General features: G+C 43.5%; 10 protein-coding genes and 3 tRNA genes. 4 read left to right on the top strand and 9 right to left on the bottom strand.

Annotation, left to right across the window (positions count from 1 at the left end; all coding sequences use genetic code 11):
• Positions 1-197: 197 nt before the first annotated feature.
• From ACPEGP_RS10665 to ACPEGP_RS10640, 6 genes are all read right to left on the bottom strand, one after another.
• Positions 198-1,133, bottom strand: a complete 936-nt coding sequence (locus ACPEGP_RS10665) for an AraC family transcriptional regulator (RefSeq protein WP_201590230.1) — start codon at positions 1,131-1,133, stop codon at positions 198-200.
• A 466-nt stretch (positions 1,134-1,599) separates the two neighbouring features.
• Positions 1,600-1,675 (bottom strand) — tRNA-His (locus ACPEGP_RS10660).
• Positions 1,676-1,714: 39 nt separating this feature from the next.
• Positions 1,715-1,791: transfer RNA gene (locus ACPEGP_RS10655), tRNA-Arg, on the bottom strand.
• A 109-nt stretch (positions 1,792-1,900) separates the two neighbouring features.
• Positions 1,901-1,977 (bottom strand) — tRNA-Pro (locus tag ACPEGP_RS10650).
• Between the two features lie 242 nt (positions 1,978-2,219).
• Positions 2,220-3,824, bottom strand: coding sequence for an McrC family protein (locus ACPEGP_RS10645; RefSeq protein WP_423813391.1), 1,605 nt, complete (start codon positions 3,822-3,824; stop codon positions 2,220-2,222).
• 18 nt (positions 3,825-3,842) lie between these two features.
• On the bottom strand, positions 3,843-5,285 hold the full coding sequence (locus ACPEGP_RS10640; protein WP_423813390.1) for an McrB family protein: 1,443 nt from the start codon (positions 5,283-5,285) through the stop codon (positions 3,843-3,845).
• Positions 5,286-5,622: 337 nt separating this feature from the next.
• Here ACPEGP_RS10640 and ACPEGP_RS10635 point away from each other — a divergent pair, with 337 nt between their 5' ends.
• Both ACPEGP_RS10635 and ACPEGP_RS10630 read left to right on the top strand, forming a co-directional pair.
• The gene (locus ACPEGP_RS10635) at positions 5,623-6,378 is read left to right on the top strand and encodes a DUF4442 domain-containing protein (protein WP_423813389.1); all 756 of its coding nucleotides are present in this window, start codon (positions 5,623-5,625) and stop codon (positions 6,376-6,378) included.
• A gap of 74 nt (positions 6,379-6,452) precedes the next feature.
• Positions 6,453-6,947: a RidA family protein gene (locus ACPEGP_RS10630; protein WP_286795998.1), complete on the top strand. Its 495-nt coding sequence runs from the start codon at positions 6,453-6,455 to the stop codon at positions 6,945-6,947.
• Between the two features lie 123 nt (positions 6,948-7,070).
• Here ACPEGP_RS10630 and gspE read toward each other — a convergent pair whose 3' ends face one another.
• Positions 7,071-8,627, bottom strand: coding sequence for a type II secretion system ATPase GspE (gene gspE / locus ACPEGP_RS10625; protein WP_423813388.1), 1,557 nt, complete (start codon positions 8,625-8,627; stop codon positions 7,071-7,073).
• A gap of 384 nt (positions 8,628-9,011) precedes the next feature.
• On the opposite strand from gspE, the gene ACPEGP_RS10620 reads away from it, so the two are divergent.
• Both ACPEGP_RS10620 and ACPEGP_RS10615 read left to right on the top strand, forming a co-directional pair.
• On the top strand, positions 9,012-9,851 hold the full coding sequence (locus ACPEGP_RS10620) for a thiazole synthase (RefSeq protein ID WP_144297981.1): 840 nt from the start codon (positions 9,012-9,014) through the stop codon (positions 9,849-9,851).
• A 259-nt stretch (positions 9,852-10,110) separates the two neighbouring features.
• Positions 10,111-11,550 carry a WS/DGAT/MGAT family O-acyltransferase gene (locus ACPEGP_RS10615; protein WP_423813387.1) on the top strand — a complete coding sequence of 480 codons (1,440 nt, stop codon included), beginning with the start codon at positions 10,111-10,113 and terminating at the stop codon, positions 11,548-11,550.
• A 50-nt stretch (positions 11,551-11,600) separates the two neighbouring features.
• On the opposite strand, the gene ACPEGP_RS10610 is transcribed toward ACPEGP_RS10615, so the two are convergent.
• Positions 11,601-12,428 (bottom strand): inositol monophosphatase family protein, encoded by an 828-nt coding sequence (locus ACPEGP_RS10610; protein ID WP_423813386.1) that lies wholly within the window; start codon positions 12,426-12,428, stop codon positions 11,601-11,603.
• A 264-nt stretch (positions 12,429-12,692) separates the two neighbouring features.
• Entirely contained in the window at positions 12,693-14,741 is a 2,049-nt protein-coding gene (gene dxs / locus ACPEGP_RS10605) for a 1-deoxy-D-xylulose-5-phosphate synthase (RefSeq protein WP_423813385.1), read from the bottom strand.
• Between the last annotated feature and the right edge of the window lie 523 nt (positions 14,742-15,264).

Here is a 15,264-nt window from a genome sequence, read left to right as displayed (position 1 = left end):
AGTACCTTAACCTAAGTGCATTGTCAGCTGTCCATCGCCGAAATACTCGGTATCGAAATCAGTGATAAAGGTGATGGTAAGCAATAGTTATGCTAAAAAGCGGGAGTTTTAATTAATAATGAGCATCGAGCAAAAAAGCGCTAAAGCCGATAAATAGCCTGAGCGCTTTTAAAAAAGTTATAGCAATTAACAGCTAATTAAGAGAGCGTTTGTTGTTGATACTGCTGCCGATAAGCTTTAGGTGAGATGCCGTAAACACGCTTAAACGCTTGGCTAAAGGTTGAATCTGAGGCATAACCGACCAAACCGCTAATACGGCTGATACTGTTTTGCTGCAAACGCAAATAACGCGCGGCCAAGCGCAAGCGATAATCCATCAAATAGGTCAACGGCGGTATACCAACGACCTCTTTAAAGCGCTGAGCAAAGCTTGAGCGCGACATGCCTGCTACCTCAGCAAGCTTATTAATCGTCCAATTTTCGCTTGGCATCTCATGCATCGCAACCAGCGCTTTGGTCAAAAACGGATCTTTCATGGCTTTTAGCCAATTTTCAGTGGCTTCAGGCAGACTCTCAATATATACCCGCAAGCATTCAATCATCATAATACTTGCCCAATGATTGATCACCGCGGTTTTACCCATGCGCTCGTGCTCAGCCTCTAGCGTCAGTAGCCTAATCTCGACATCAATCACCTCAAAGCGGCCATCATCTTCATCATTAACTTCTGGCAGAATCGATGGCAGTACGGACAATAAAGGCCGAATCATCGCCTTATCATACTTACACTCGATTAATATCAATGACGCTTCAGAATCTCCGTCACCCTTCAAATCCAGCGTATGCTCTTTACAGCTCATCAATAACTCATCTAACGGCTGCGCCTCATCACTATGATAGTTTAGCGCGTAACTCACATGCTGATGCGCGCTTGGAATCATAATCATGTCACCCGCGCGCGTTTCTCGTGGGCCATTGCCGACGTCGATACAAAAACCACCCGACATCACCAAATAAAATAAAATCGTATCTTGCCTAGTGAGTGAATAAGACCAATTGCCCGTCACATTCAATCGATAATACTTGGTTTCGAATAAATGTACATTTTGTAGCAACACGCTTAGTGCGTCCATCCATCACTTCCTCAATCATTGGTAATTAATATAGCAAAATTTAAAAAATAGAAACAAAGCATTGATGACTGCAAAATTTTTTAAAAAATGCGGCAAAAACTCTAATGTTTATTTAATAAGCGGTTTATTTTAGATAAAGTCAAAGTAAAGAAATAACTAAAAATATCAAGTAAATAATTTAATGTGATAGCTTAATTGAACAAGGCTTAACAAATGATAGAACATTCGCGAGCCTATCTATCATAAGAAAAACAGCGAAAAAAGGCTAGCAGATGCTTAGATAATTAAATGCCTAGGAAGTTTATAACTAATAAGAATTAAAACAGCAGAATAGTTTGCTTAGCGTCATAATTTAGAGAGCATGCATAAATATTAAACAAACAGGCACAAAAAAATGCCCGTAAAGGCAAGCAGTGTTATTTTGATATTTTTGAATTTAATGAGGAAGGAGATGCAGAATAAAATATGGGGCGACTGATGGGACTCGAACCCACGACAACCGAGATCACAACCCGGGGCTCTACCAACTGAGCTACAACCGCCATAACTATTGCCTGATAAGGCAAGATTGACAGGCTAAATGGTGCGCCTGGCAGGATTCGAACCTGCGGCCACCTCCTTAGAAGGGAGATGCTCTATCCAGCTGAGCTACAGGCGCTCTTAGAGGACTTTTATATATTTTGATTGGTTTATCATATCAGAAATATCTAACATAAAAAACTATATCATCATACATAAAAAAAAGCCTGTAAGGCTCTTTAAATAGATGGTCGGAGTGATAGGATTCGAACCTACGACCCTCTGGTCCCAAACCAGATGCGCTACCAAACTGCGCCACACTCCGAAATTCTCTATTATCTCGATAATTTGTTACTTAACTTGTTGTTGGTAATACCGCTAACTTGTTAATGTTCCTCGCTATCGAGGTGCACATATTAAGGGGTAAAGCCGATTGTGTCAACACCTATTTTTGATTATTTTAAAGAATCGTTAAATTCTTTCAAAAATGCGCCATTTTTATAACAATGGCGGCGTCGCAACGTTGGTTTTTTACTGACCTTAATACTACATTGCCAACAGCGCTTATTATACTACATTCAAATCTGGAAGCAAGTCACCGTTTACTTTTCCGGTCAGCACATTAAAGGGTATCAGCCATAATTTGGCATGATTGGACGGCTTTTTGTAGCTTTTATCATTGTCTGCGTCATTATAAGCTTGTTGCTGGAGCAGGATTGGTTGTCTGCTATCGTCCTGTACCGGATAAACCAGCCAGCCCTGCTCGGCGTGATAAGCCTGCGCGTAACTGCTCAACTGATAGGCGTCGCCCGCACTAATCGCCCCTGCATGCGGTAAATGCTTCCATTTAATATCAATCACATGGCTATAATTGCCTGATTGGGGTGAGCAAGCAGAGGTATGCGGTTCTGATTTTACGTCATCCTCACCCAGCGCTTTAATGTTAGGTCCAGTCTGCAAATGAGCACTTTTATAAATCAATAAATCAGGACGAATGGACAAACACGCCTGCCCTTTTACATCATGTAGCCACACTCGCTGTGCTTGAAACAAAGGCTTATAAGCCAAATCAATTTGCTGAAACTGGGCCGCTATGCGCAGGCTTGTCCATTGCTCGAACGCTTGATTCATATCAATCAATAAGCATAGGCGTAGTTGTGCGGCGTTTTGCTTGGCTGATGTTTGCGGCTTAACGCCATTGCCAGTTTGGACAGCAGATTGTCGCAATAACCAATAAGCCAAGTCTAATAAATGCTGCGCCGCTTGTAATTGCTGTCGAGATAAAGGCTGTAGCGCCAATTGCCGCTTTGCTTGCTGATAAAAAGACTCAAGCCGCTGCAACTCATAACGACTTAACCCTGCTACTTGTCGCCACTGCTGTAATGCGGATAGCGTCATTGATGGCGGAGATAACGGAGTAAGTAAGTTGAGCGCGCTTTTAATCAAGCGATTACACGGCATCTCTTGGCTCAGCACACTGCTTTCACAGACAAACTTATGCGGCTGCATGCTGTTATGGCGCAACTGTTCTTTAATCAGCAAGCGACCTTGTAGCGCTGCTTGGTTATGGATTTGCACCTGATAGTGCTTCGTCGGTTGATAATGCACCAAACGCTGTAAAAACTGCGCAAGCAGCCAGTCGAATAATGGCATTGCTTTAGTCGGTAGCGCTGCTAGCTGAGAGCTAACTTGGCCAAAGTTTTTTGTATTAGGAAGCTTATTTTTATTATGACTGCTGGTTAAATCTGCCAGCATATTCTGCACCCATTGCCGCGTTTGATTGATGTCATTGGATTTAGCTAAACCGTATGGCTGTTGCTGATTATGTTTGCTAGACGTTTTTGCTATTAACTTAGGCAATATCTCAAGTGACATCCCACTTGGCAATAAAATAATACCAATATAATGGCCGACTTTTAGCTGCCATTGTCCTTGCTGACGTTTAATGCTAAAAACGGCAAACTCTTGCGCCATTAGCCAATGAAAATCCGCTACGTGCACAAAATCATGGGCTGTTAAACGTTGATGCTCAAACACCGTAATAATATTAGCACTAAGTGCAGCCGCACTGACGTTATTAGCAATACTCGCACTATTACTATTGCCACTATTAACGTTATGATTAATGTGGCTGCCTATCGCTTTGTCATCAGACTGTAATACTCTACTCATCACAAGCTAGCCACCTTGTTAATATAAACGCTGATAAACAAACGGCTTGGCAAACTTAGCCGTATTATTGATTAAATCGGCATTAATTTTATAACTGCCACTACTCATAGACTGGCCGAGCAATGAATGCTGGTCGGCAAACATGGGATTTGAATTATTAGGACTGGCTAAGTTATTGGCATTATCAATCAGCGCTTGGCTATCTTGTATAAACTGCGCATTTAGCGGCTGCTGCTCATCTTGAAAGATATATTGCAAAACAGTGACTTGTCCACCCGCTGCTTGCGCCAATTGCGGAATGATTTGCTCAATCAGTGCCGTTTGCAAGTGCTCAAGACTGTCTACTGACCATAAAAACGCATGACCTAATTGTGCCTCTGCCCCAAGGGTTTGCGTAATACGATGATTTAAACCGGTTAAGATTTTCGCCAAATCTATTGTTTCTTCTGACTTAAACGCTTCTGTATTATCAGCTTTTAAGTCTTGATTGAGATAAATAACAGGTAATAATTCCGACTGCGGCGGACAATCAATAAAGCGAAAACGCCGCCGTAATGCCATATCAAGCGGCGCTAATGAATGGTCTTGGGTGTTCATGGTGGCATAAATATCAACGTTGGCAGGGACGTTAAAGGTTCGCCCTGAATAGGCCAAATTAACCGTCATCGCATTTGCCATGCCAGCGCGTTTATCGGGTTCAATCAAACTTAATAGCTCGCCAAAGACCCGTGATACGTTAGCGCGATTAATTTCATCAATCAGCATCGCATAACGCTGCTCGGGATCATTAGCAGCGCGTTGGCACAATTTCAAAAATGCACCATCTTGCACGTCATAACTCATTTGAGATGAGCTATTTTTTGTATGATCGGATGACGCCATCACCGGACGGATACCTTCGACAAATTCCTCATAACCATAGGCTTGATGAAAGCTGACCATACTAAAGCGCTGCTGACGGAACTCTTTATTTTGGCTATTATTCTCGCGCTGCGCCTGCTGAAATTCCGTTAATTGCTGCGCTAAATCACTTAACAAATCTATACTTTCTGGCAGTAAATACCATGCACCGCTATTATCTTTATCAAAATAGGCTTGGCTGGCGCGGTTTTTATAACTCACCGTTTGTGAGCTCATAGACGTGTGCATTTGCAGCACAGACCAAGCGGTATTGCTTAAGTTTTTCTCGCGCGCATTTTGCGCCGCTTTATTGACAAAAAACTCATGATTGACAATTTCTGGTACCTTGACCAAGTCCTGTTTTTTCGACTTAAAATCCAAAAATATTAAGCAAACCACGTCACGCCAGCTTAACGGCTGCAAAAGTTGTCTCAATAATTCTTTGTCATTTATCTTTGGTAAGTAGTCAGTATATTGCTGGGCGATTTGGAGCAAGCGATAGGTTTTACCTGTACCAGCAACGCCTGTATAGATGATATTGGTTGGTTTGGAAGGAGACATATTTGGCATGACCTTATCTAGCATGGCATTGTCGAACATGAGAAAAAAACGGCAAAATAGTTGAAATGTGCTAAAACCTGACGATCATAACGTGGCTCGCTAAAATTAAACGAGCTAACAAAAATGGCATTATTTCTCATACCTAAGATACCGTTACGTTAGTCATATTTTATACGCGCGGCAGTTCATGTTAATAATGGTAGCGATACGGCACTTAATGTACCATAACTAAAATAGTTGCTAAGATAAAAGAATTCGCTAACTTATCAATCATCTCAATGTTTTTTATCGCACTAGTAAAACACTGTAAATCCCACTTTAAATTGAGGAATGTTGTATGTCAGGATTATTAAAAAAACTCCCTAGCAAACTGAGTAGCAAACTACCAGCCAAAGTTTCTGACAACACCAAAGTGCTAGACGAAAAACCAAATAGCACGCTAAAACCCATCAGCAACCAATTTACCAAACTGCTGTCTGTCACCAAGTTTCTGCCTGCGGCCGCGCGCGCCAGCATTTTATCAAAAGCCTTTGGTAAAGTTGTGCCGTACGTGGGCACAACAGGTATTTATTATGAAAACGTCGATCCCAATCAAGTGGTGGTCAGTTTAAATAATACCAAAGCGGTACAAAATCATATCGGCTCGGTTCATGCGGTTGCTATCACCTTACTTGCGGAAACCGCAACAGGGTTTATTTTGGGTTTAAACCTACCGTCTGACCGCGTATTATTGATTAAATCTTACTCGGTGAATTTTTATCGTCCGATTAAAAAAGGTCAAATTGCCGCGGTGGCATCATTATCTGACGAGCAGCGCTTAGATATCTTAAATACGCCAAAGGGTGAAATGGTCATACCGTGCGTGATTCATGACCGTGAGTCAGATAGTGAACGCGACCCTATCGTCGTTGAGATGACGTGGGCTTGGATACCCAAATCTGAGCTAGAAGCTCGCCGTCAAGGTAAAGCCGCTAAAGCGCTAGAAAACAAGCAAAATGACAATGAAAAAACCAAAGATGAGCAATCTAAGTCTGAGCAAGACGAGAGTGAAGCAAGCAGCAAACACTCAACACAGGAACTCGAGAGCAATTAATTTCAATTTGTTAAAGAAGCAAACAGCTACCAAAAAATGGATTTAGAAAACATTACAATAACAAGGAGACAAGTATGTCTAGATATATCAATAAACTGACGACTCATTTATCTAAAGTAGTGCTGATTAGCGCCTGTTCATTAGGCTTAAGTTTTGCGGTTACGGCCAATGCCGCGCCAACAACTAATAATGCAACCGTCACCAAATCTAGCCCAGTATTTCTCGGTGATGGCGGCAATTATCCATTTTCAGAAGCGGTACGGGTCGGCGATACGTTATATATGTCAGGACAGATTGGTTTTAAAGACGGTAAATTGGTCAAAGGCGGCGTCAAAGCCGAAGCCAAACAAGCACTCGATAATATCAATGAAACCTTGTTAAAGTACGGCTACCAAAAGTCCGACATCGTCAAATGTATGGCGATGCTGACCGATATGGATGACTTTGATGACTTTAATAAAGTCTATAAAGCAGAATTGGCTAAGCCTTATCCTGTACGCTCAGCCTTTGGCGTTTCAGAGCTTGCAGCGGGCGCAAGCGTTGAAGTTGAATGTATCGCCGCGAAATAGCAGTACTATTAAGAATAAGCCAAACTAACTTTTTGATTAGCGGTTATTGAGCCAATTGCGCTGACTTTTGACTCAATAACCGCTTTGCTTGATACAATCGTTTTTCTTTATACCATCGTTTTTTTAAACAAGAATAGCGTCATCAGTTAGGGCGCTTTCTTTAGTTACTCGCAGCACCTCTTCTAACGTCGTCCGACCCTCTATCACTTTGCGTAGCCCATCAGCACGTATCGATGGCGTTTGCTGACGGGCGTATTCTTCTAGCTCGTACTCGGCAGTATTACTATGAATCATCCGGCGCAAGGTATCGTCAATCGGCACCACTTCATAAATTGCCGTCCGCCCTTTAAAGCCTGAATTATTACATTTATCACAGCCCACTGGTTTCGGCAAATTAATAATATTCTCTGTTAATTTTTCAGTAGCCGTATTTGTAGCATTTGCCGCAATACCAATTTCAGTAAATAATTTGGCCTGTTCATTATCGGCAGCCTGCCAGCCATGACAATGTGTGCATAACGTCCGTACCAAACGCTGAGCGACGACACCAATCAGCGATGACGATAATAAAAATGGCTCTACGCCCATGTCCTGCAAACGCGTGACCGCACCGATGGCGGTATTGGTATGCAGTGTCGATAATACCAAATGTCCTGTTAAAGACGCTTGCACGGCGATTTCGGCGGTTTCTAAATCGCGAATCTCACCTACCATCACCACGTCTGGATCTTGTCGCAACATGGCACGCAGGCTCTTAGCAAAGGTCATATCGACTTTATTATTCACCTGCGTTTGCCCAATACCATCGAGCTGAAATTCAATCGGATCTTCGGCGGTCAAAATATTGCGGGTTTGGTCATTTAAATCGGTCAATGCCGAATATAGCGTGGTGGTTTTACCTGAACCCGTCGGTCCAGTCACCAAGATAATGCCATGTGGACGATGGATTAAGCGCTTAAGCTCGCTATAGTCATTATCAGATAGACCAAGATACGTCATATTGAGACGACCCGCTTGCTTGTCTAATAAACGCATGACCACGCGCTCACCAAAGCTTGACGGCAGCGTCGATACCCGTACATCGACCTCACGGCCTGCCAGTCTTAAACTGATGCGACCGTCTTGTGGTACACGCTTTTCGGCGATATCCAGTTTGGCCATCACCTTGATACGCGAGACCAGTAACGGCGCCAATTGGCGTTTTGGCGTGATAATTTCTTTTAGCTCTCCATCGACACGAAAGCGTACCACTAGCCGTTTCTCAAAAGTTTCAATATGAATATCTGAGGCATTTAAACGTATCGCTTCAGACAACAGCGCATTAATCAGACGAATAATCGGCGCATCGTCTTGTTGATCCATCAAATCTTCTGTTTCAGGAACGCTATCGGCCAGGCTATCGAGGTCAGGATGGTCTTCAAGCCCAGCGGCAATATGCTGCGACTCGCCCGTATTACCGGCATAGGCGGCATTCATACGTTTTTCGAAATCTTCAATGCTGATATTTTCATAATTTGGTACACCGCGTACGCCTTGCTGCTGTAAAAAACGCACCGCCTCATTAATGGCGGACAATGGCGTAGTTTTGGTCAACACCAAGGTCGGCGGCAACTCCGGATCAATAGCAAGAATGGCCAAAATTTGATGGCGTTTTGCAAAACTGTACGGCAGCTGCAGCATAAAGACGACCTAGTGAGTGGTTAATTTAAAAAAGAACTTAAAAAACAGCTTATAAAATAACTTTGAAAACAGTCTTGAAAACACAATCTAATACATGCCAAAAAACACTACAATCGTTAAACTGGGTAAAGATTGTCAGTAAGCGCGTATGAGTTTGTTATAATAACATTTTGTTTTAGGCAAGTAGCAAGGCTTTGCTTGGATTTATGACTTTGCTTTTAAAGCAGTTATATTATTAGCATTTAACATCGCAAGCCTTTGGCCACATAACGCCTATTTACGTTTTGCCTCTACTACTATTTAATAAAAACTCTCATTAAACACAGTAACAAACTTAATAACCTCGTTAGTCACTTTTGTCAGCCCGCTATTAGGATTATCCTTATGTCACAAGCCGCAAATACTCCTGCCAATGTTCAATCATTTTCACAAAATGCCTTATCGAATGATACCTTTACGGTTGGTAGTCGTACATTCTCTTCTCGATTGTTGGTCGGTACTGGTAAATATAAAGACATGGCTGAGACGGGTGCGGCGATTGGCGCGTCAGAAGCTGAGATTGTCACCGTTGCTATTCGCCGTACCAATATTGGTCAAAATAGCAATGAGCCAAATTTATTAGATGTGATTTCACCGGATAAATATACCATCTTACCCAATACCGCAGGCTGTTTTGATGCCGAAACCGCGATTCGGACGTGTAAGCTTGCTCGCGAGCTATTAGGCGGGCATAATCTGGTGAAGCTAGAAGTATTAGGCGATGAAAAAACCCTTTATCCAAACGTGATGGAGACTCTAAAAGCCGCCAAGGTGCTAATCGATGATGGTTTTGAAGTCATGGTTTATACCTCTGACGACCCCATCGTCGCTCAAGAATTAGAGAGCATGGGCTGTGTGGCGATCATGCCGCTTGGTAGCTTGATTGGTTCTGGTCTTGGTTTGCTTAATCGCCATACCTTAAGCCTTATTATTGAAAATGCCAATGTACCCGTATTGGTTGATGCTGGCGTCGGTACCGCTTCTGATGCCGCGATTGCGATGGAGCTTGGTTGTGATGGCGTGCTGATGAACTCAGCGATTGCCAATGCACAAAATCCCGTGTTGATGGCGCAGGCCATGAAACATGCTATATGGGCAGGGCGTCAGGCGTTCTTAGCAGGTCGTATGCCGATGCGCAAAATGGCCGCTGCCAGTTCGCCGCAGACCGGCTACTTCTTTCAGTAGTTTTTAGCTTAGATTTTTCAAGTTGAATCCTGCAGGGCAAATTTTCTAGCTTAAACCTTTAAAAGCACGGCTTAACACATAATGAAATAATAAAAATCCCGTGCGCCATGCTTTTTATATTAAGATATTTTTGTGACTACTTTTAGGTTTTTAATCGTTTTTGCTATATTTTTTAGTTTTACTATGCTTTACCTTTGCCTAACTGAATACTTATATAATTTATTGCCGTTTTTTATTCATCGTCATAAAAGGATTTATTATGCGACTTCTCACAGCAGTCGACCAGTTGTTCTTACTTCTTGAGTCGCGTAAACAACCCATGCATGTTGGGGGTCTATTTTTATTCGAATTGCCCGAAAATGCGGACGGCAGTTTTGTTTGTCAATTGGTCAAACAAATGCAGCACTCTGAGGTGCCGCCGACCTTTCCTTTTAACCAAGTGCTTGAGCATTTGATATTTTGGAAAAAAGACAAACACTTTGATGTTGAGCATCACTTGCACCATGTAGCGCTACCACAGCCCGCGCGTGTACGCGAGCTTTTGATGTACGTATCAAGAGAGCATGGTCGCCTGTTAGATCGGGCAATGCCGCTATGGGAATGTCATGTTATTGAAGGAATTGAGCCAGAAAGCGAAGGCGCGCCTGAACGTTTTGCCTTATATTTTAAAATCCATCATTCGCTCGTTGATGGCATCGCTGCCATGCGCTTGGTCAAAAAATCCTTATCACAATCACCAACCGAACCGGTGACGCTACCGATTTGGTCATTAATGGCGCGCCACCGTAACCAAGTCGATGCGATTTTGCCGCAAGAGCGTTCGGCGCGGCGCATTATCAAAGAGCAAATATCGACCATTAAACCGGTATTTACAGAATTGCTCGATAACTTAAAGAATTTCGGCGATGACAGTTATGTCAGTACCTTTGCCGCGCCAATGAGCGTACTTAACAAGCGCATTTCAGCCTCACGGCGCATCGCTGCACAGTCCTATGAGATACAGCGCTTTAATGATATCGCTGAGCGTTTAAATATCAGTAAAAACGATGTGGTGCTTGCCGTTTGTGCTGGCGCTATTCGCCGTTATCTCCTGTCGATAGATGCGCTACCAAGCAAGCCTTTGATTGCTTTTGTACCCATGTCATTACGTACCGATAATAGCGTGGCGGGCAACCAGTTGTCATTTGTTCTTGCCAATTTGGGCACGCATTTAGACGATCCACTCAGCCGCATCGAGCTGATTCATCGCAGTATGAATAACGGCAAACGCCGATTCCGCCGTATGAATCAAGCGCAGGTTATCAATTACAGTGTGATTTCTTATGCGTGGGAAGGTATCAATTTGGCAACTGGGCTGTTTCCGAAAAAACAGGCCTTTAACCTGATTATCTCCAACGTCCCTGGGTCAGAAAAGCCGCTATATTGGAACGGCGCGCGTCTGCAATCTTTGTATCCGGCATCGATTGTATTCAATGGACAAGCGATGAATATCACTCTCGCCAGCTATTTGGATAAGATTGAATTTGGCATTACCGCTTGCAGTAAAGCTTTACCGCATGTACAAGATATGCTCGTCCTCATAGAAGAAGAGTTGCAACTATTAGAGCGCACCAGCAAAGAGCTTGAATTTCAAGGCATTACGGTGACAGATAAAAGTAGGGACAAAGAAAATGGTAAAACAAAAAAGCTGGCGCCATAATGGAACCAGCTTTTTCAATATCAATTTTCTAAATCTTTAATAAGTTAAAACTACAAAATATCGCCCCACATTGGGACAACCACTTGCATTAACGGTTTTAGTAATTTGACGTTACAAGCAAAGATAGAGCCTGAGGTCATTGAGTTGTGCGCGCCTGTATGGTCAACGACCACACCGCGTGCTTCGGTGACGATAAGCTCACCGGCGGCGATATCCCACGGCTTGATAGACATCTCAAAATAACCGTCAAATCGACCAGCGGCGACATAGCACAAATCAAGGGCGGCTGAGCCTAAACGACGAATTTGACCACCCGCTTCAGAGATTTTTTGTAAGCTTTCAAAATGCTGCTTGGCATAAGAGATGACTTCACCATTACGTTTACGCTCAAGCGGATGACCAGTGGTAAATAAGCCGCCGTCGATGGTTTTACGCTCGCTCACTTGCATACGGCGATTGTTCAAGCGTGCGCCTTTACCACGGCTAGCCGAGAACATCTCATCACGTACAGGGTCATAGATGACGCCGTGCTGGGTCACGCCTTTATGTTGCACCGCGATAGAAACACAAAACTGCGGTACGCCATGGACGAAGTTTTTAGTACCATCTAGCGGATCAATAATCCAGCACCAGTCCGCATCTTCGCCGCGACCTTCTTGCATACCAAACTCTTCACCCAAAAACGAGTGATTTGGATAGCTGGCTTTTAGGGTCTCAATCGTCAGCTCTTCACTGAAACGATCAATGCGCGTGACCAAACCATCAAGCCCTTTTGACTCGATATCTAGCTCGATTTTGTGGCGGTTTTGATGCGCATATAAAATCTCTTTACCGACTTTTTCAGCAGCACGCGCTGCGATAACGACCATGGGTTCCATAAATAACCTATTTGCTTGATGAATGAATACTACTTAAAAGATAGGACTGATAAAATGTACGAAAAATAAAAGCCGCTTAAAATCAAATCGGATTAATAACTCATGAAAACCATCGCCGCCTAGCGAACCAAATAAATGATTGCCAGCAGTAGTGCCGCCCAAGTTGTCAAATAATTCACACCTACGGCAAGTAGGCGAGGTTTAAACAAAAATGCTTTATTTTTCAATCCGCTATTTTAGCAATTTTTTTTGAGCGATAGGGTTTTATTTTAGCAATTGCTGCAGCTGGCTGACGACCCCTGCAACATCCAGACCACAATCAGCCATTTGCTCTGCTGGTGAACCATGAGCAATAAAGCGATCAGGAATACCGATATTACAGATTACTGGACGGCTATTTTTAAACGCTATTGATTCGTTTAACAAATATTCATTTACTGCACTGCCCGCGCCGCCCATAATCGTATGCTCTTCTAAAGTGGCGATATGGGTGATGCCTTGCTTGATTAAGCTGTCAAGCAAGTGCGTATCTAAAGGTTTTACCCAGCGCATATTCACCACATGTACTTGGCAGTTTGAGTTTATATTATCGTTAATCAGGCTCTCTGCTGCTTGCTGAGCCGTCGCCACCATGGTACCAAAGGCTAATAAGGCCAACTTATTAGGTGCGTTATCTTGACCTAAAACCGACTCTACCACCGCTTTACCAATAGGATAGACTTGCGCAGGCTGGGTAATCGTCGCGCCAACGCCAACTCCGCGCGGATAGCGCACAGCCGTACAGCCTTGATATTCATAGCAAGTATTGAGCAAGTGATAACATTCGTTTTCATCTTTTGGCGCGGCAATCAGCATATTCGGTACGCAGCGTAAAAAGGCAAAATCAAACACACCGGCATGGGTAGCACCATCTTCACCAACTAGACCAGCGCGATCAATAGCAAACATCACATCAAGATTTTGTAGCGCCACATCATGAATCAGCTGATCGTAGCCACGCTGCAAAAAGGTTGAATAAATGGCGACGATTGGTTTGACGCCTTGGGTCGCCATGCCGCCTGCTAATGTTACCGCGTGTTGTTCAGCAATCGCTACATCAAAAAAGCGCTTAGGAAATTGACGGGCAAACTCAATCATGCCCGAGCCTTCTTCCATGGCTGGGGTAATAGCAAGCAATTTCTCGTCAGTAGCAGCTTTATCACATAAGAACTGGCCAAAGACCTGCGAGTATTTTAATAGCGGTGTACTCGCTGTTAGGCTATCTTTTAATACTTTCTTCTCGCTATCTTCAGCGGGCAATCTACTAATGGCATGATAGCCAACTGGATCTAATTCAGCGGGCGCAAACCCTTTACCTTTGGTGGTATAGATATGCACCAACACTGGGCCTTTTAATTGCTTGGCAAGCGATAGTACGCGCAGTAGCTCAGGGATATTGTGGCCATCAAACGGACCGAAATAAGTAAAACCAATGGCTTTAAATAGATTGTCTTCTAATTGCGGCACATCGCGCAGCTCGTTATGACGTTTACGGCGGTCGTAGGCTTGCATGTCAGGACGCTGGCATAATATCGGCTCGCCAGCATCAGAGATATCAACCTGATAGCCTGACTCCCACAATGTCGCTAAATGCCGTGAAAAACCACCAATCGAGCAAGATATCGACATGTCGTTGTCGTTTAAAATGACTAGCAAATCCGCATCTTGTTGGACGGCGTCATTCATCGCTTCAAACGCCATGCCGCCGGTCATTGCGCCATCACCTATAATACAGGCAACCGTTTGCGCGCGGCCTTGATAGCGTAGCGCCAGGCTCATGCCAAGACCCGCCGAAATAGACGTCGATGAATGCCCAACGCCAAAAGTGTCGTAAACCGACTCGGCGCGTTCTGGAAAAGCGGTCAAACCATCTTTTGCGCGAATAGTACCAAGCTTATCTCGGCGACCCGTCAACACTTTATGGGCATAGGCCTGATGACCGACGTCCCAAACAATCTGATCTTGGGGCGCATCTAACAGATAATGCAGGGCAATGGTCAACTCAATGACGCCTAAATTGGCCCCAAAATGACCGCCACTTTGACCGGCTGAATAGAGCAAAAAAAGCCGTAGCTCATCCGCCAAGGTAATGAGCTGACTTTCGCTAAACGCTTTTAAATCAATCGGGGCGTCTACTGTATCAAGTAGCGGCGTATGCGGACGCTCACGTGGAATGACTGCATAAGTTTTTTGCAGGTGCGATAGCGGTGCAGCAGAATCAATGGCTGACGCAGATGATGACTTAGACTGTGGGGAATGAGGTGACTGCTGCATAAAACGTACGATACCTACCAATCTGCTAACAAGATGCTACCTTAGATACGGGCTATCACTAGCCAGCATCTAAGTGGCGTTAATAATAGTGCGGACATTATAAATCAACAAATGTCATCGACTATAAGTTTATTAATACAGGGCTTAAAATAGCTGTGAATAACGATTCAAAATAAAACAAACTTTCAAAATTTAGAACTTTCAATTTTATAGACATTTTAAAATGAGACTATGTCCTCATATAAAATATTATAGCGCCTGCTAATTTTGCTTTCATATTGAGCGCATATCGGGCGACAGTGACGACATAGTAATGCAAGGGCTAAGACTTGTCACTGTATCCGTCAAAATAGTATGGCATAATAGCATTTATTTTTAATTGTCGCTTTAATCATCGTGCGCCGTCTGTGAACTTTGTGTGTATTTCTACCAAACAGCTTTCGTATGCTATTTTAGTTAGCAGCGCTTATGTCACACCTTTATTATTATAAAACTTTAACCGACCGCTAGCGTCACGATGATC

This window comes from Psychrobacter sp. 219-2-C, from assembly GCF_049560815.1.
GTDB classification, from domain to species: Bacteria; Pseudomonadota; Gammaproteobacteria; order Pseudomonadales; family Moraxellaceae; genus Psychrobacter; species Psychrobacter faecalis.
The sequence above is the reverse complement of the archived record's forward strand: the minus strand, read 5'-3'. Positions and strand labels throughout refer to the sequence as shown.